General features: G+C 62.5%; 15 protein-coding genes. 6 read left to right on the top strand and 9 right to left on the bottom strand.

Annotated features, from left to right (window positions below):
- The first annotated feature begins 164 nt into the window (after positions 1-164).
- Positions 165-3,368: a type I restriction endonuclease subunit R gene (locus ABIB36_RS05815; RefSeq protein WP_502944901.1), complete on the top strand. Its 3,204-nt coding sequence runs from the start codon at positions 165-167 to the stop codon at positions 3,366-3,368.
- Between the two features lie 22 nt (positions 3,369-3,390).
- Here the strand turns inward: ABIB36_RS05815 and ABIB36_RS05810 are convergent, their stop codons facing one another.
- The 5 genes from ABIB36_RS05810 to ABIB36_RS05790 all read right to left on the bottom strand — a co-directional run bounded on the left by ABIB36_RS05810 (position 3,391) and on the right by ABIB36_RS05790 (position 8,278).
- Complete coding sequence (locus ABIB36_RS05810; RefSeq protein ID WP_354560326.1) at positions 3,391-4,215, bottom strand: ABC transporter ATP-binding protein; 825 nt, start codon at positions 4,213-4,215, stop codon at positions 3,391-3,393.
- Complete coding sequence (locus ABIB36_RS05805; RefSeq protein ID WP_354560605.1) at positions 4,212-5,225, bottom strand: FecCD family ABC transporter permease; 1,014 nt, start codon at positions 5,223-5,225, stop codon at positions 4,212-4,214. The genes ABIB36_RS05810 and ABIB36_RS05805 overlap by 4 nt, the downstream gene beginning before the upstream one ends.
- A 26-nt stretch (positions 5,226-5,251) precedes the next feature.
- Entirely contained in the window at positions 5,252-6,238 is a 987-nt protein-coding gene (locus tag ABIB36_RS05800) for a FecCD family ABC transporter permease (protein WP_502944907.1), read from the bottom strand.
- Positions 6,239-6,282: 44 nt separating this feature from the next.
- On the bottom strand, positions 6,283-7,311 hold the full coding sequence (locus ABIB36_RS05795; protein ID WP_354560328.1) for an iron-siderophore ABC transporter substrate-binding protein: 1,029 nt from the start codon (positions 7,309-7,311) through the stop codon (positions 6,283-6,285).
- A gap of 199 nt (positions 7,312-7,510) precedes the next feature.
- Positions 7,511-8,278 carry a helix-turn-helix domain-containing protein gene (locus tag ABIB36_RS05790; RefSeq protein WP_084348357.1) on the bottom strand — a complete coding sequence of 256 codons (768 nt, stop codon included), beginning with the start codon at positions 8,276-8,278 and terminating at the stop codon, positions 7,511-7,513.
- Positions 8,279-8,354: 76 nt separating this feature from the next.
- Between ABIB36_RS05790 and ABIB36_RS05785 the strand changes: the two genes are divergently transcribed.
- Complete coding sequence (locus tag ABIB36_RS05785; RefSeq protein WP_269302005.1) at positions 8,355-8,693, top strand: cupin domain-containing protein; 339 nt, start codon at positions 8,355-8,357, stop codon at positions 8,691-8,693.
- A gap of 363 nt (positions 8,694-9,056) precedes the next feature.
- Here the strand turns inward: ABIB36_RS05785 and ABIB36_RS05780 are convergent, their stop codons facing one another.
- Positions 9,057-9,428 carry a hypothetical protein gene (locus ABIB36_RS05780; RefSeq protein WP_084348355.1) on the bottom strand — a complete coding sequence of 124 codons (372 nt, stop codon included), beginning with the start codon at positions 9,426-9,428 and terminating at the stop codon, positions 9,057-9,059.
- Between the two features lie 103 nt (positions 9,429-9,531).
- Positions 9,532-12,366 (bottom strand): leucine--tRNA ligase, encoded by a 2,835-nt coding sequence (gene leuS, locus ABIB36_RS05775; RefSeq protein ID WP_354560331.1) that lies wholly within the window; start codon positions 12,364-12,366, stop codon positions 9,532-9,534.
- A 69-nt stretch (positions 12,367-12,435) separates the two neighbouring features.
- On the opposite strand from leuS, the gene ABIB36_RS05770 reads away from it, so the two are divergent.
- The 3 genes from ABIB36_RS05770 (at position 12,436) to ABIB36_RS05760 (ending at position 15,072) form a co-directional block, all read left to right on the top strand.
- Complete coding sequence (locus ABIB36_RS05770) at positions 12,436-12,840, top strand: SdpI family protein (RefSeq protein WP_084348354.1); 405 nt, start codon at positions 12,436-12,438, stop codon at positions 12,838-12,840.
- 7 nt (positions 12,841-12,847) lie between these two features.
- The gene (locus ABIB36_RS05765) at positions 12,848-13,831 is read left to right on the top strand and encodes a DUF1648 domain-containing protein (RefSeq protein ID WP_084348279.1); all 984 of its coding nucleotides are present in this window, start codon (positions 12,848-12,850) and stop codon (positions 13,829-13,831) included.
- A gap of 299 nt (positions 13,832-14,130) precedes the next feature.
- Complete coding sequence (locus ABIB36_RS05760) at positions 14,131-15,072, top strand: GGDEF domain-containing protein (protein WP_354560333.1); 942 nt, start codon at positions 14,131-14,133, stop codon at positions 15,070-15,072.
- 88 nt (positions 15,073-15,160) lie between these two features.
- Here ABIB36_RS05760 and ABIB36_RS05755 read toward each other — a convergent pair whose 3' ends face one another.
- Together ABIB36_RS05755 and ABIB36_RS05750 are read right to left on the bottom strand one after the other, a co-directional pair.
- Positions 15,161-15,769 carry a YqgE/AlgH family protein gene (locus ABIB36_RS05755; RefSeq protein WP_084348275.1) on the bottom strand — a complete coding sequence of 203 codons (609 nt, stop codon included), beginning with the start codon at positions 15,767-15,769 and terminating at the stop codon, positions 15,161-15,163.
- A 63-nt stretch (positions 15,770-15,832) separates the two neighbouring features.
- Complete coding sequence (locus ABIB36_RS05750; protein ID WP_084348351.1) at positions 15,833-16,519, bottom strand: TetR/AcrR family transcriptional regulator; 687 nt, start codon at positions 16,517-16,519, stop codon at positions 15,833-15,835.
- 119 nt (positions 16,520-16,638) lie between these two features.
- Here ABIB36_RS05750 and ABIB36_RS05745 point away from each other — a divergent pair, with 119 nt between their 5' ends.
- A complete protein-coding gene (locus tag ABIB36_RS05745) occupies positions 16,639-17,571 on the top strand; it encodes an NAD-dependent epimerase/dehydratase family protein (protein WP_354560336.1) in 933 nt (310 codons plus the stop codon).
- The last annotated feature ends 22 nt before the right edge of the window (positions 17,572-17,593 follow it).

Raw genomic sequence — 17,593 nt, 5'->3', positions numbered from 1 at the left:
GGGTGTCTGACCACAATCTTGTGGCCCACCCGTCCACGAGCCGCATCATCACGTGATAACGCCCCTTATCGAGTGGCACGGATTGCGTTTCTGGATTCCACATATCCTTCGACAGTCGAACCAGTTACGTCACCGACCAACCGTTACCGTTTAAGTTGGACAGCATGGGAGCACGAATGAACTCGCACGGACCGTCGGAGGACGACTGGGAGCAGATGGCACTAGACGACCTCGGCGAACTCGGCTGGCGTCACATAAATGGAGCCGATATTGCGCCGGGCACCGGTGAACGGGCCGGATGGGACGAGTTGCTCATTCGGCCTCGACTGCGCGCCGCTATCGCCAAGTTCAACCCGCATCTTCCGTCTTCGGCCGTCGACGATGCAGTAGCGATAATCGCGACGGCCGGGTCCACCGATGCCATCTCCGAAAACGAAGTGGTGCACGGCTACCTGACCCAAGGTCTGCGGAAGGTGCGCTATATCAACGAAGATGGCGTCTCGGTGACCCCCACCGTCCGACTGCTGTCGATGGACCCCGACGAAAACGACTGGCTCGCCGTCAATCAAGTCACAGTGTCCCGAGGCGACTACAAGCGCCGATTCGACATCGTGCTCTATCTCAACGGAATGCCTGTCAGCATCGTCGAACTGAAGAAGGCCGGCAACGCGCACACAAGCCTCGCGCAGGCCCACGCCCAACTACGAACTTATGTGCGGGAATTCCCTCTGGCGTTCAGATTCTCCGTCTTCAGCCTGGTGTCCGATGGCATTACGGCCCGGTACGGAACTCCGTTCACCGCCTTCAACCATTTCTCTCCGTGGAATGTCGACGACGACGGAAAACCGGTTACCTACGACGATTCCGAATACACACCTCTCGGCGTGGCGCTCTACGGTCTCTACAACCAAGAACGCTTCTTGCAGCTGATGCGAGACTTCACTGCCTTCGACAAGGGAGACACCGGCCTACTCAAGCGAATTGCCAAGCCGCACCAGTACTTCGCCGTGAACAAAGCAGTCGGTTCGACGGTGTTGGCGGTCGAGAGCAACGGCAAGGCCGGCGTGGTGTGGCACACGCAGGGATCGGGCAAGTCCATGGAGATGGAGCTGTACGTCAACCAGGTGGTCCGCCACCCCAAATTGGCGAACCCCACAATCGTCGTCATCACCGACCGCAACGAGCTCGACGGACAGCTCTACGAGACTTTCGCGTGTTCTCAGCTCCTGCCCGAAGCACCGACACAGATCCGCAAGCGCGAGGAACTCCGACAAGAACTATCCGGACGTAACACCGGCGGCATCTACTTCACCACGCTGCAAAAGTTCGGAAAGACCAAGGGCGAGCGTGATTCCGGCGAGAGTCATCCGCTGCTGTCCTCACGTCGAAACATCATCGTCGTAGTCGACGAGGCGCACCGCAGCCACTACGACAACCTCGACGGATACGCGCGACACCTGCGTGATGCACTCCCGCACGCCACCCTGATTGCGTTCACCGGCACCCCGATCTCCTTCGACGACCGAAATACGCAGGACGTCTTCGGCGACTACATCGACATCTACGACCTCACCCGCGCCGTCGAGGACGGCGCGACAGTTCCGGTCTACTTCGAGAGCAGACTGGTGAAAGTTGCATTCGTCGACGGCATCAGCGAAGCCGACCTCGACGCGTCTGCTGACGAAGCAACGGTCGGCCTGGACGACACCGAACGCAAACGTATCGAAGACAGCGTCGCCGTCATCAATGCTGTCTACGGCAATCCCGACCGACTGAAGAAGCTCGCATCCGACCTCGTCGAACACTGGGAGAACCGCCGCAAGGCAATGAGTCCGTTCCTCAGCACCGACGAGCACCCCGACACACCCGGAAAGGCGATGATTGTCGGCGCTACCCGGGAGATTTGCGCAAACCTGTACGCGCAGATCGTCGCCCTACGCCCTGACTGGCATTCCGACGACCTCGCCAAAGGCAAGATCAAGGTCGTCTACTCAGGCAACGCGACCGACGAGGAACCGATCAGCACCCACGTGCGGCGCGATTCGGCCAACGCGACCGTCAAGAAGCGCATCAAGAATCCCGACGACGAACTGGAACTCGTCATCGTCAAGGACATGATGCTGACCGGGTTCGATTCGCCGCCACTGCATACGATGTACCTCGACCGCCCCCTCAAGGGGGCACTACTCATGCAGGCCCTGGCACGAGTCAACCGCACCTTCCGCGGCAAGCAAGACGGACTTCTCGTGGCGTACGCACCCGTCGCGGACAACCTTGCGAAGGCACTAGCGGAATACACTGCGCAGGACCAGAAGTCGAAGCCTATCGGCCGCGATATCACCGCGGCAATCGATACGGCCAAGGACTTGGTCACCATCCTCGAGGGGATCTTGCACGGTTTCGACTGGCGCACCGCGCTGAAAACCGCCACAACGGGCCGCGCCTACTACGAAGCCGCGACGGCGACGGTGAACTACCTACGCGACCCACGCCTGCCCGAGAACCAGGTAGGGGACGGTGAGGAAACACTCGCTGCTCGCTACCGCAAATTCTCTTCCCAGCTGTCGCGTGTCTGGGCGCTCTGCGGCAGCACCGACGAACTGAGGGAGATCGCTCCCGTCGCGCGATTCTTCGAGGAAGTTCGCGTCTACATGGCGAAGTTCGATGCCGAAGAACGCCAGGCCAGAGGTGAAGCCGTTCCCGAGGATGTCCAGCGGGCACTTCGCCAGTTGATCGCTGCATCGGTCGAATCCGGTGAAGTTCTCGACATCTACGACGCGGCCGGCATGCCGAAGCCGTCACTGAGCGACATCAACGTCGAGTTCATCAGGAAGACCCAAGAGGCCAGGAACCCCAACCTCGCCATCGAAGCGCTTCGGAAACTCATCAACGACGAGTCGAAGGCGGCGACCAAGCACAACGTCGTCCGCCAGCGGGCATTCTCTGATCGCCTGTCGGAACTGATGCTGAAATACACCAATAGTCAGCTCACCTCCGCCGAGGTCATCGCCGCACTCGTCGAAATGGCCAAAGAGGTTGCTGCCGAGGCAGATCGTGGAGCGAAGTTCACACCCCCGCTGACGAGCGACGAACTGTCCTTCTACGACGCGGTATCGCAGAACCAATCGGCGGTGGATATCCAAGGTGAGGGAAAGCTCGCCGATATCGCCCGCGACCTCGTGGGGGTTATGCGTCGAGATGCGAAGACCGACTGGACCATCCGCGCAGACGTCAAAGCCAAACTCCGCTCACAGATCAAAAGGTTGCTCACCCGGCACGGATATCCGCCGGACAAGCAGCCAGAAGCGATCAAGCTCGTCATCGAGCAGATGGAGTTGATCGCCCCTGTCTTCGTGGCATCGGCTTGAGAGGTGCCCTCGTTCCCAGGACCTAGGCGCCGACGGACTGGGCGGCCGCCTGCACATGATGCCGACCCAGGGGAAGCATGAGCGGCTTTCCGGACGTCGGGTCGACGATGATGCGATTGTCCAACCCGAAGACAGTGCGCACGCAGTCCTCCGTCAATACTTCACTCGGGCTACCCGAGGCATGAATGTGCCCGTCCGCCAATGCAATCAGATGATCCGAGTAGCGAGCAGCGAGATTCAGATCGTGCAGCACCATCACGATCGTCGTGCCACGTCTGCGGTTGAGGTCGGTGAGCAGATCGAGCACTTCCACCTGGTGGCTGACGTCGAGGAACGTCGTCGGCTCGTCGAGCAGCAGTAGATCCGTGTGTTGCGCGAGGGCCATGGCGATCCACACGCGTTGGCGCTGACCACCGGACAGCTCGTCGACGGCACGGTCGGCCAACGCAGCGGTCTGGGTGAGGTCGAGCGCGTCAGCGACTGCGACGTCGTCGTCATGGGACCACCGCGCGAACATTCCCTGGTGTGGATGGCGTCCACGGCCGACGAGATCGCTGACGGTGATGCCCTCGGGAGCGATCGGTGACTGTGGGAGCAGACCGAGGACGCGGGCCAATGCCTTCGCCGGCAGTCGATGCACGTCACGGCCGTCGAGCAGGACATGCCCTTCCTGCGGCTTCAGCAGCCGCGACATCGACCGCAGCAGAGTCGATTTGCCGCAGGCGTTCGCGCCGACGATCGAGGTGATTTTCCCCGGAGCCACCGACAGGTCGAGGTCGCCGATCACGGTTCGGTCCCCGTAACCGAGGGTCAGGTGCTCGATCTCGAGTGAATGGGTGGTGGTCACAGTGTGCCTCCGACGCGGTTGCTACGGATGATGAGGTAGATGAGGTACGGCGCACCGAGGACACCGGTGACGATCCCCACCGGATAGCGGGTGCCCAGGCCATACTGACCGACGAAATCTGCCACGAGAACAAGCAGCGCACCGACGAGTGCAGCGGGAATCAACAGAGACCCGGCCGCTCCGACGATCCGCGCGGCTATGGGACCGGACAGGAAGGCCACGAACGCAATCGGGCCCGTCGCCGCCGTCGCAAAAGCGATGAGACCGACGGCCGCCACGATGACGATCAGCCGTGTTCGACTGACCCGCACGCCGAGCGCAGGAGCCATGTCGTCACCGAGCTGCGTGACGGCGAGGTTCCGGCTCTGCATCAACAGCACTGGCGTCAGGACAGCCATGGCCACGAGAACGGGTACGACGGAAGACCACGTTGTTCCGTTGAGACTGCCCGTCAACCACCGTGTCGCCTCCTGCAGATCCCATTGACCTGCGCGGGAGAGGATGTAAGCGGTGACGCTGTCGAGCATCGCGGCGATGCCGATACCGATGAGAATCAAGCGGGTACCAACGATCCCGTCCTTGAACGAGAGCACGTAGACCATCAGCGCCACCGCCAATCCACTGACGATGGCGAAAATCGATACCTGCGTCGCACCGAGTCCGAGGGTGACGATCGCGAATGCGGCTGCGGCACTGGATCCGGCGCTGATTCCGATGATGTCGGGACTGGCGAGTGGATTGCGCAGCATCGTCTGGAAGGTCACGCCCGCGATGCCGAAGCACAAGCCGGCAGTGATCGCGAGGACCGCGCGGGGAAGGCGAAGACGGCCGACGGTATAGCTTGCGCCGGCCACGTCCTGACCGAAAAGAACGCGGACTACCTCGCCCGGTGGATAGAAGGTCCGACCCACCATCAGGGTGACCGCGAAACCGAAAACGATGAACAGTGCCAACACTGCCATCGTCGTTCTGCGACGTGTCGAGCGGCTGCTGCGGCCGCGGGCTACCATCTCTACGGTGGTCTGATCTACGAGGCTCACAATGCGGATACCTTCTGGCGTCGAACGATGTAGATGAAGAACGGTGCTCCGACGAGCGCGGTGATGATGCCGACGTCGATCTCGGCCGGCCGGGCGACGATGCGTCCGACGATGTCCCCAGCAGTCAGAAGCACCGCCCCGCCGAGAGCCGAATACGGCAACAACCACCGATGGTCGACGCCAACGATCAACCGGCATACGTGCGGAACCACCAGCCCCACAAAACCGATCGGACCCGTGACGGCGGTGACTGCCCCACACAGAATGACCGCGCCTGCTGCCGCGGCCCCACGTGTGAGGGCGACGCGTTCGCCGAGACCGGCAGCGAGCTCGTCGCCCAGTGCCAGCGAGTTGAGGCCACGAGCCGAAGCGAGGGAGATCGCGAACCCGACGAGCAGAAACGGCAGGATCATCCAGATTCTGTCGAAGACCGCACCGCCGACGCCGCCGATCTGCCACGACCGGATGCCGCCTGCCAAGTCGCTGCGCGGCAACGCAATTGCACTGACGAAGGAAATGAGCGCAGCCGAGGTGACGGCACCGGCCAACGCCAACTTCAACGGCGTCGCACCGCCGCGACCGAGCGAACCGATGGCGTAGACGAACGCCGCAGTCACGGCTGCGCCGAGGATGGCCACCCAGACGAAACTCGTCGCCGCAGCGAGACCGAAGAACGTGATGCCACTGACAACCGCAAGGGAAGCGCCCATATTCACACCGAGAATTCCGGGGTCCGCCAACGGATTACGCGTCACTCCCTGCATGACCGCACCGGAGACACCCAACGCTGCACCGGCCAGGAGGGCCAGCACCGTGCGCGGAAGTCTCGTGGCCACCGCGGCCTGGTCGAACCCTTCCTTGGATCCACCCAGGGCCGCGATGACGTCGTCGAACCCGACCTCACGTGAACCGATCGTGATCGAGGCGAAAACCAACGCCACGAGCACTGCGGTGAGCACGATCAGTCCGGTCGACTTCAGCAGTGCCGGCTTTCGAACGGGTGCTGTTTCCGACGTCAGGGTCTGCGTCACTGCGCGGAGTCAGCTGCTCGATCCAGAAGATCCAGGTAATCCTCGAGAACCCAGGAGATCGACAGAGGAGTCGGATTCGATGCGGTGCCGATCGGGCCGTCACTGGGAAGTGCGACGATCGCGTCGTTCTTCACTGCAGGCATCTGCGAGAGCAGCGGGTCGGCCTCGAGCGCACTGACCAGCTCGTCGCCGCCGTAGGTGATGATGATCTCCACGTCGCTGAACGCATCGGCCTGCTCGGCGCTCTGCTTCAGGCTGAATTTGTCGGTCGACGCCGACGCCGCGGCGACGCTCGGCGGTGTCACCATCCCCAGGTCCTCGAAGAACTTCGTGCGCGTGTCGTGCGTGGTGTAGAAGCTGACCTCGCTCAAATTCGTCGTATCGACGTGGGTGAGGAACATTGCCGACTTGCCGGCAATCGCCGGATGCTGTGCCACGGCGTCGTCGATCTGTGTGTCGAGGTCCGCAATCAGCTGCTGGCCTTCCTCTGCCATCCCGAGCGCCTTACTGCTGACCGAGATCATGTCGCGCCACGGCGTGCCCCACGCGGTTTCCGGGTACGCGACGACCGGCGCGATATCGCTGAGCTGATCGTAAACTTCCTGCGTCAGACCGGAATACGCTGCCAGGATGACGTCGGGTTCGGTGTCGGCAACTGCTTCGAAGTCGACGCCGTCGGTCTCGTCGAAGAGGACCGGTGCGTCGCCGCCGAGTTCGTCGAGCTTCTTGCTGACCCAGGGGAGGATGCCGTCACCGTCGTCGTCACCGAAGTTCGCCGCGGCCATGCCGACCGGCACGATCCCGAGAGCCAGCGGCACCTCTTGGTTGGCCCAGTTGACGGTGGCGACGCGCTCGGGCTTGCTCTCGATCTTCGTCGTGCCGAGAGCATGCTCGATGGTGACGGGCGTCCAGTCCGCGCTGGTCGGCGGCGAGGTTTCGTCGGAGCTGCTGGATGAGCAAGAGGCCAGACCGACTGTGAGCGCGGCAGCCGCGGACAGAACGAAAAAGCGGGAGGCGTGGGACATGAGTTCCTTCGGGTTCTGACGCAGGGCGTCGCGCATAGTCCTGCGGCAGTGCAGGTTTCGGAAACCTGCGGACACCGAGCGCTTATGCAGCGACTCGGCTAAGCAAGGATTCCCTCACCTAAGATAGTGCACCCTCAGTAAGTACGCAATCGCGCCAAATGGACAGTCGTTGTAGCCGAACGGACACACCGTGGCCGTATCACTGGGCTCGAAACTGTCCAGGGCTCATACCGCTGACTCTCCGGAACGAAGCACCGAACGCGCTCACGGACCGGAAGCCCACCGCGACGGCTATTTCCTCGATCGCATCGCCTCGAGCCAGCATGGACATCGCGTGCTGGGTCCGGACACCCGCGACCCACTCCCTGAAGCTCGAGCCGGTCTCGGCGTGAAAAACGCGTGTGATGGTTCGAGTGCTCACGTTCAGTCGAAGGGCCCACTGCTCGAGCGTCGTCGAATCGTCGGGGCGATCTCGAACAGTGCTCACGATCGGTGCCAGCAGCTCGGACTCCGGTATGCGGATGAGCAGTTCCCGGGCTGTGGGGGCGAGAACATCGAGCACCATCGCCTCCGTCGTGACACGCGAGGAATCCGACAGCGGCTCGGTATTGAGACGATCGAGCAGCAACCGAAGCATCGGGGTGATATCGACGCCGACGGGATCGGGTGCGATCGCCGGTGCATCCTGCACTCGAAATTGGGCCGTACGCATCCGAGTTCCGGATGGAAACCACCCGGAATGCAGCAGCCCCGCCGGAATCCACAGGCCCACCGTCGTGGTGATGGTCCAGATGCGGGAGCCGATAGTCGCGGTGGATGCGCCCCACTCGTTCCACAGCAGCTCGTGAGTGGGATGCGAATGCTCCTCGAACCAGGTGTCGGTTGTGATTACCTCGTCCCAACCGTCGATGACATACGGCATCGCGATCTCACCGGCCGCGTAGATCGGGAGCGTGCGTGTGTCCATCGTCGTCACGCCCACGAGGATGCCATGGCCGGCGATAACCTCAACCGGGAGATACCACTCGACGAAGGAGAAAGATATGAAGAAGATGTCCTTGACGGCATTGGCCCGCGAACAGGTCGCAAGCGCGGAGCGGGCCTCGAGTGGTCGCGCTGCTCACACCGTGTTCGGGGGCCACGAGCACGTCCTCCGGCAAACGGTGATCGCGCTCGTCGCCGGTCAGACACTCGCCGAGCACAACAATCCAGGAGAGGCGACGGTCCACGTTCTGCACGGCCGGGTCCGCCTCACCGCAGGCGAGGACGCCTGGGAAGGATCGACCGGAGATTTGATCATCGTGCCCGACTCGAGTCATGCGCTCGAGGCGATCGAAACCTCGACGATATTGCTTACCGTTGCGAAAATCCCTGCGCCGTAATTGGTTTTATCAATTCGAAACACTCTCGCGACTGGCTTTATTTTATTTTATGGGTATGGTCGGTGTCAGATCGTGATTGCCACTTCGAAAAGGGAGCGTCAATGGCTGAGAAAACGGGACGAAATCTTCGAAAACCCGCGCAGAGCATCAAAGAGCGTCGCGCAGAGAAGCGCGAAAAGAGCAGAGAGTCAACGGAATTGCTGACCAAGCGTAAGCGCTGAAACAGCAGATAAAGCCGGTCGCACCGAATTTCCATTCATTTCAGGTGAATAAGCAAATTCCGACCGCACCCGAAATCACGTCATCGGCGTCGGTGTCACTTAGTTCCCGACGCCGATGACGGGGAGACCCCGGAGTAAGAAACTAGATCTGCCTCACAAGATCGACCGTCAGTGCAATGAGCAGAAGAACTTTGGCTACCTCGAGGACGATGTAGATCAAGTGAGTCTTCGAGCGCGGCACATCCTCGCCTGCGAGAACCCGATTCGACCTCTTGGTCAGCGGCGGACGAACCACGACGACTTGGACGACAAGGATCGTCGAGACGAGCACGAGTAGAAGCCAACCGTCGACGTCCGCGTAGAGCCACGCGATCGACAGGACGACGGCGAGTAAGACCTCGAAGACATTCAACGCCGCGAACACCTTGCGGCCGATACCGAGACCGATCGCCAATGTCACCCCTGGTGCTCTGAACTCGAGCGGTGCTTCGACGAACGAAATCGCGACCACCATACCCAGCCAAAAAATGGGCACCACCAGTTGAATATCGCGCGCGAGACCCACCGCCGCCCCCTGTTACCCTCGGCCTTCACCTGGGAAGGTACCGGTCGCGGACCTACTTCAGGACGATATTGACCATCCGGCCCGGGATGACGATGACCTTGGTCGGAGCTTTGCCCTCGAGGATCGCGAGAATCTTCTCGTCCGCGAGGGCAGCCTTCTCGACGTCGGAGTTGGTGGAATCGGCGGGCACGCTGATGCGGCTACGCACCTTGCCGTTGACCTGGATCGGATAGTCGACAGTGTCGGCGACGAGCCACTTCTTCTCCACCCGCGGGAACGGACCATGCGCGAGAGAACGATCGTGCCCGAGCTGCTTCCACAGCTCCTCGGACAAGTGCGGTGCCATCGGGGCGAGCATCAGCACCAACGGCTCGACCACTCCGCGTGGTGCGCCGGCCGGATACGCCTTGGTCAGGTGGTTGGTCAGCTCGATGAGCTTCGCCCCGGCCGTATTGTCGCGCAGCGCAATGTAATCGGCCTCCACACCCTCGATCACCCGGTTGAGGACGCGCAGGGTGTCCTCGCTCGGCTTCTCGTCGGTGACGCGGACAGCACCGGTTTCCTCGTCGAGGACCAGTCGCCAGACGCGCTGGAGGAATCGCTGCGCACCGACGACGTCCTTCGTCGCCCACGGCCGTGATGTATCCAGCGGGCCCATCGACATCTCGTAGACACGCAGGGTGTCGGCGCCGTATTCGGCGAAGATGTCGTCGGGGGAGACGGAGTTCTTCAGGCTCTTGCCCATCTTTCCGTACTCACGGTTGACGGGTTCGCCCTGGTAGAACCAGCCGCCGTCGCGCTCTTCCACCTCTTCTGCGGGCACGTAGACTCCGCGCGCGTCGGTGAATGCGTATGCCTGGATGTAGCCCTGGTTGAACAGGCGGCGATACGGCTCGCTCGAACTGACATGACCGAGGTCGAAGAGGACCTTGTGCCAGAAGCGCGAGTACAGCAGATGCAGCACCGCATGCTCGACGCCACCGACGTAGAGATCCACCCCGCCCGGATCGTTGGGTCCGTGGATCTCCGGACGCGGTCCTACCCAGTACTTTTCGTTCTCGGGGTCGGCGAAGGTCTCGGAGTTCGTCGGATCGATGTAGCGGAGCTGATACCACGAGCTTCCTGCCCACTGCGGCATGACATTGGTGTCGCGGCTGTAGGTCTGCAGGCCGTCACCGAGATCGAGTTCTATCTCGACCCAGTCGGTGGCCTTGGCCAGCGGCGGCGACGGTTCGGAGTCCGCATCGTTCGGATCGAACGAGACGGGGGCGTAGTCCTCGACCTCCGGAAGCTCAACCGGCAGTGCAGATTCCGGTAGCGCGTGCGCATTGCCGTTCGAGTCGTAGACGATCGGGAACGGCTCGCCCCAGTAACGCTGGCGGGCGAAGAGCCAGTCACGGAGCTTGTACTGAATAGTGCCGCGGCCCTTGCCTTCTTCTTCCAGACGGGCGATCACGGTGGCCTTGGCTTCGTCGACCGGGAGGCCGTCGAGGTACTCGGAGTTCACCAGCGGACCCTCGCCGGTGTAGGCAGCTTCGGTGACGTCCCCACCCGAAATGACCTCACGAATCGGCAGGTCGAACGCGGTGGCGAAATCCCAGTCCCGCTGATCGTGACCGGGAACGGCCATGATTGCGCCGGTGCCGTAACCGGTGAGCACGTAGTCGGCGATGAACACCGGAACCTGCTGACCGTCAACAGGGTTGACCGCGTAGGAGCCGGTGAACACACCGGTCTTCTGCTTGTTCTCCTGGCGCTCCAGGTCGGATTTCGCGGCGATGGCGGCACGGTAGGACGCAACTGCCTCGGCCGGGGTGCCGGCGCCGCCAGTCCACGAGGTCGGGAGGTCGGCGGGCCACTGCGCGGCGGTCAAACCGTCGACCAGTTCATGTTCGGGCGCGAGCACCACGTAGCTGGCACCGAACAGCGTGTCCGGACGCGTTGTGAACACCTCGACGTCACCGACCGGTGTGCCGAATGCCACCTGGGCTCCGCGTGAACGTCCGATCCAGTTTCGCTGCATCGTCTTGACCTTCTCGGGCCAATCCAGGTACTCGAGGTCGTCGATCAGTCGATCCGAGTACGCGGTGATGCGCATCATCCACTGGCGCAGGTTCTTACGGAAGACAGGGAAGTTACCGCGGTCACTTCGGCCGTCGGCGGTGACCTCTTCGTTGGCCAGCACCGTACCGAGACCGGGGCACCAGTTGACCATCGAGTTGGACTCGTAGACCAGACGGTACGAATCGAGAACGCCTGCCCGTTCGGTCGCCGACAGCGAGGACCAGTCTCGGCCGTCGTCCAACGAGCGTGAACCGTCGGCGAACGACGCTTCGAGCTCGGAAATCGGACGCGCCTTCGCCTGATCGACGTCGTACCAGGCGTTGAAAATCTGCAGGAAGATCCACTGCGTCCAGTGGTAGAAGTCGACGTCGGTCGTCGCGAGCGAGCGGCGACGGTCGTGGCCGAGGCCGAGGCGCCGCAGTTGGCGTCGCATGTTCGCGATGTTGGCTTCGGTGGTCGACCGCGGATGCGTGCCGGTCTGCACCGCGTACTGCTCGGCAGGCAACCCGAAGGCGTCGTAACCGAGGGCGTGCAGAACGTTGCGTCCGTGCATCCGATGGAACCGCGCGAACACATCCGTGGCGATGTAGCCGAGTGGGTGACCGACATGCAGCCCACTGCCCGATGGGTACGGGAACATGTCCTGGACGAACAGCTTGTCTTTCGGTACGTCACCGGCAAGCGCACCGACCGGGTTGGGGGCGTCGAAGATCCCCTGCTCATCCCACAGGTCTTGCCACTGCTGCTCGATACGCCCGGCCACATCCGCGGTGTAGCGGTACTCGGGTGCGGTCTCGGAGGGCGTATCAACTGGATCGGTCACACCTACCAGCCTAAGGCGTGAGCTGGGCCGACTGGTACTTCGGCCTCGTGGAGACGTATCGTGGCCACTGTGCTCATCGTGTCCGTAGTGATGTTCGTGCTCGCTCTCGTCGTCGGCGCAGTCGCCACCGCCAGTCTTCTGGGCCGGTTGCCGCGCAATCGTTGGGCCGGTGTGCGTACCCCCGAGTCGATGCGCGACGACGAGACGTTCGTCATGGCCAACCGTGTCGCCGGACCGACCAACGCCGCAGCAGCGCTTCTCCTGCTCATCGGCGGCGCTGCCAGCCTGATGCTCAGTGGCGCATTTGCCGTCGTCGCCGTCGTCGCGTGCGTGCTCGCAGCATTCGTCACAGCAGGTATCGGTGGTTCCATCGGAGCGCGGGCCGCTGCCGCCGCGCCCGTCCCTGTCGCCGAAGACGGCTGCGGACATTCGTGCATCTCGTGCACCCTGAAAGACGCGTGCCAACCGAGCTGAGCGCGAGATGACATCACGAACGCAGGATGCCCGAACAGACAAAGTACGGACATTCGATCCCGCCGGAGTCGTCTTCGGCGTACTGGTCCCGATACTCGCCGCCGGACTCGGCGTCGTAGCGGCGTACCTATGGAAGTCGCGGCTCCCGCAGCAGATCGCGACGCACTGGAGCGGTACCGAGCCCGACGCCTTCACCAGCCCTACCACCAGCGCCTGGACCCTCGCAATCGTCATCGTGCTGGTCGGCGGCGGATGTAGCGCCGTCGCAGCACTGGCCCACGCGCTCCTGATCATGCGACGCACGATGCTGATGATCGGCTCGACGGTCGTCGGACTCATCACAGTTCTGCAGCTGGCCATTCTGTCCGGGCAGCTCGACGTCAGCACGGTCGAGGATGCCGAGGTGCCCAGTTGGGCATTGGGCCTGGGCACCCTGGTCGGGTTCGCGGTGGGAATTCTGGGAGCCTCGCTCCTACGCGATTACCGTGAACGCACGCCCGCGACGTCACCGCCGCCGGCAAGCCTCCCGAGAGCCGACTTCGACGGTCCGATCGTCCAACGCCTCGGTGCAGGTCCGGTCGCCGTGATCGTCCTGTTCGTCATTCTCGGCGCAGCCGCCGCATTCACCTGCTGGGTATCGAACTCCTGGTGGCCGATTGCCATATTCGTGCCGGTCTCGATACTTCCGTTGTCTCTGATGCGGTACCAGTTGGTCGTCGACGAGTCAGGGATCGGCGTGCGGAGTTTCGGCATGGCCGCCTTCGACTACTCGATCGACGAAGTGACCGGGGCGTCCATTCGCGAGGTCGATCCGTTCGGTGACTTCGGCGGATGGGGTCTACGCGTCAAGGGCCGAGGAAACTACGCCGTCGCGGTTCAGAAGGGGCCCGCCGCGTTCATCACCTTCGCCAACGGCCAGCGTCTGACCATCACGAGCGACCGTGCCGAAGAGATCGTCGGAGTCCTCAACACGCTCGCCTCGGGGCGCTGATCGCCGAAGCAGACCGAAAGCCGGTTTCGTCGGCTAATCTCGAACTGATTGGGTTAGGGATGGAGGCCGGAACGAACGACACGACACCGCCGTTCAGCGGTCGACAGTCGGAAACGAGTCGACCGACCAGTCACCGCCGACCGGCCATACACAGCGCCCGGGCCGCACTGATCGATTGGTACACCCAGCCCTTCGATTACGAGTGGACGAGCAGGCACAGATCCATACGTGGCCTCCACCAGCCGCTGCAATACGTCTTCGGTTCGGCAACAACGCTTTACGCAGTCGCATCTATTCTGATGCTGTTCAGTTCGCGTGGCCCGCACGGATTCGGCGCACAAGCGTGGATCTCGATTGTGCTGCTCATGCAGGTAGCCGTCGCACTACGTTGGTTCTTCGGTCCTCTGCCCGTCAAGCGGGACTTCATTGCGTATGCCATCTTCGGTGATGCCGGAACCGCCTCGGTGCTGATGCTCTACTCACCGTTCGGTGCGCTCGTCGGAAGCAGTCTCTTCGCATTGACCGGTGGCCTGTGCATCTTTTTCGTCAGCCAGAAATGGATGCTGGCTCATCTGGCACTGTGCTGCAGCTTCATCGCAGCCATGACGGTGCGCAACCTTCTCGGCGGCGACGAGGACGCCCCTACCGTCCTGGCTACGTCGTTGGTAATTTTCGCAGCCACCGCCGTGGTGCCGCTCCTCGCTCACATCGCATGGACCGCCATCGGTCGTGATGCTCGACGCTCACTGCTCGACCCCTTGACCAACCTGCTCAACCGTCGCGGACTCGACGATGCAGCCGAAGCACTGTGGCATAGAGGTCACGGTCGCGGGTTCAGCCTGACCGTCCTCGTGGTCGATATCGATCGATTCAAAGTCGTCAACGACTACTACGGGCATGACAGCGGTGACGCCGTGATCGTCCGCGTCGCCGACCGCCTGTCGATGCTGTTTCAGGAAGACGGCGTCGTAGCACGCACCGGTGGCGAAGAATTCATTGCCGTCTTCGTCGCACCGGACGCCATGGTTCACGAACGGATCGACGACGTCGTGAACACTTCGAACAATTCCAGCGACCCCATCCCCATCACTGTCAGCGTCGGCGCGTGCGTCCTCGCCTCGCCCTCGAGCCTGTGGGTCGACGGCCCCTCCGTCATCAACAAGGCCGGCCGGATCGCGGACTCGATGATGTACCGGGCCAAACTCGACGGTGGAAACAGAAGCTCGACGACCAAGCTCTGACAGCATGGTCGACGCCTTCTCATCCTGAATATTAGTGCGCTACTGCTGATTTCGTTCGCCGCAGCGGTCCGAGCGCAGCGAAGCGTACTCAGTTCCGCGTAACGTCGATCGGGTGTGAGGCCAGCATCGCCAACGGCATCGGCTGACGGCGCAGGACGTGCGCCCACAGATCCTGCCGCGGAGCTCCGATGACGTCGGATGCCAGGGCCGATACGACAATCCAGTCTTCTCGCTCGAGTTCGCTCGCCAACTGGCCGAATGTCCAACCCGAATATCCCGCAAAGATTCGGACGCCCTCGACGAGGGATTCGATCTCTGCCGGATCGGAATCGAGATCGACCATCACCACCCGGCCGTCGACGCGTCTGATTCCGGGGACACCGTCGATGGCGACGCCGGTTCGGACCGTGGCCAGACACAGGGCCGAATCACGCTTGACCGGTCCGCCGACGTACAGCGCCTTCGGTCGAGCTGCCAATTCCGTCCACTGCGGCAGAACATTCTGTACTGCAGTCTCACTCGGCCTGTTGATGACCACGCCCAAGCTACCCGCGTCGTTGTGTTCGATCACGTACACCACGGTTCGACGAAACGTGGGCTCGACAAGTTCGATCGAAGATACCAACAAGCTCCCCGGGCGCACCGCCTGATCGACCGATGCCATCTGGTCTTCGGGTTCTTCTGCATGCGACGCCATGGAGTCATTGTGGCACCGCCGACCACCCGTTGTAACGCATGGCATGCCACGCGTTTTCGGGCGCTACGTCAGCCCGGCAAGCTCGACCAAGAGTGCCAGCTGATGCTCGAACAGCTGGTCGCGGGCGCTGAAAGTCGACGATCCGTACTGGTCGAAGACGTCGAAACTCACGGCACCGAACAGCGACGCCCACACCAGCACTCCTCGGGCCAGCGCTTCGTCGGGCATATTCGTGCCCATTTCGTTACGAACCTCGACAAAATTTTGGTGCAATCCGGTCAGCGACACCGTGGTCGGCCGTTCGACCAACCTGCCGGAGCGCCAGGCCGCGTCGAAAATTTCGACGAGCTTGGCGATGACCCGGGTGCCGGGACCGGTCGTGTGCTCTGCAGGCGCGTGATATCCGGGCACCGGACTTCCGAACAGCAACGCATAGCCGGCCGGCTCGCGCAGACCCCATGCACGCACGGTCCGCCCGAGTACCAAAAATTTCTCGATAGGCGAGTCCAGTGCATCCACGGCCTCGTCCACCTCGTCACCGAGCTCGGTGTACGCGTCGACGACGAGGAGGGTGAGCAGTTCATCGCGGCTCTTGACGTAGCGATACACCGCCGAGGACACGACACCCAGGTCCCGCGCGACGGCCCGTAGTGACAGTGCCGCAGCCCCATCGACTGCGAGGTGTTCGCGTCCGATGCGAGTGATGTCGGCCAGCGTCCGAGCGCGCGCTCGTTCACGGGGAGTGGTCATGCTCCCTATACTAGAGCGCTGAGCGTTTTGGAGAGCACTGCTCTTGCTTTTCGATTCGAGCAGGCGCACACTCGAAAGAACAGAGAGCAGCGCTCACACTTTCGATGGAAAGAGTTACCGTGAACCCACTACATGTCGTCACCGGAGCCGGGCCCGTCGGATGGACCGTCGCGCAACAGCTTGCCGCCCAGGGACATTCGGTACGCATTCTCACTCGTTCCGGATCCGGACCCGAACACACCTCGATCGAACGACGCCAGGTCGACATCACGACCGGAGACCTCCGCGACGCATTCCGCGGCGCCACCGCCATCTATCACTGCACCCACGTCGCCTACAGCGACAAAGCCTGGCGCGCCCAACTCCCAACCATGGAACAGCAAGTCCTCGACGCGGCCGCCGGTACCGTCGTCGTCTTCCCGGAGAGCCTCTACTCCTACGGCAAGATCGACGGAACGATTCGAGAGGACCTGCCGCGCAACGCAACCTACCGCAAGCTCGGCGTCCGAACCGGACTACTCGCCGCCCGTGACGCCCACTCGACACCGACGATCAGCGTCGCGGCCTCCGACTTCTACGGTCCACGGGTACGCACCGCACACATGGGCGAACGTGTCGTGCCGAACATCCTGGACCACAAAACTATTCGAGTTCTCGCGAACGCCGAGATACCGCATTCCTTCACCTTCGTGCCGGACTTCGCCGCGGCAATGATCACGGCCGCAGCAGACCCCACGCTATGGAACACATTCCTTCATGCTCCCACCGCACTCGCGGTCTCCCAGCGAGAGATGATCGAACTCCTCTCCCGCGCAGCCGGAGTCGACGCACCTCGGGTCGGCACACTGCCGGCCTGGCTGATCCGAACTCTCGGCGTCGTCCCCGGGCAGATCCGCGAACTCGGCGACACTCTCTACCAATTCCAACACCCCTACCGGCTCGACAGCACCCGAAGCGAAGCGCTCCTCGGCCTCCATCCCACGCCACTCGAAGAAGGGGCAGCGAGCACTCTCGCGTGGTGGAAGTCGATTCACGTAGCCCCGGTGTCCTGACGATGCTCGGCTGAACCGCACC

This window comes from Rhodococcus sp. UYP9 (assembly GCF_040547235.1).
Lineage (GTDB): Bacteria > Actinomycetota > Actinomycetes > Mycobacteriales > Mycobacteriaceae > Rhodococcoides.
Note: the sequence above shows the minus strand (reverse complement) of the source record. Positions and strands in the feature narration are given on the sequence as shown.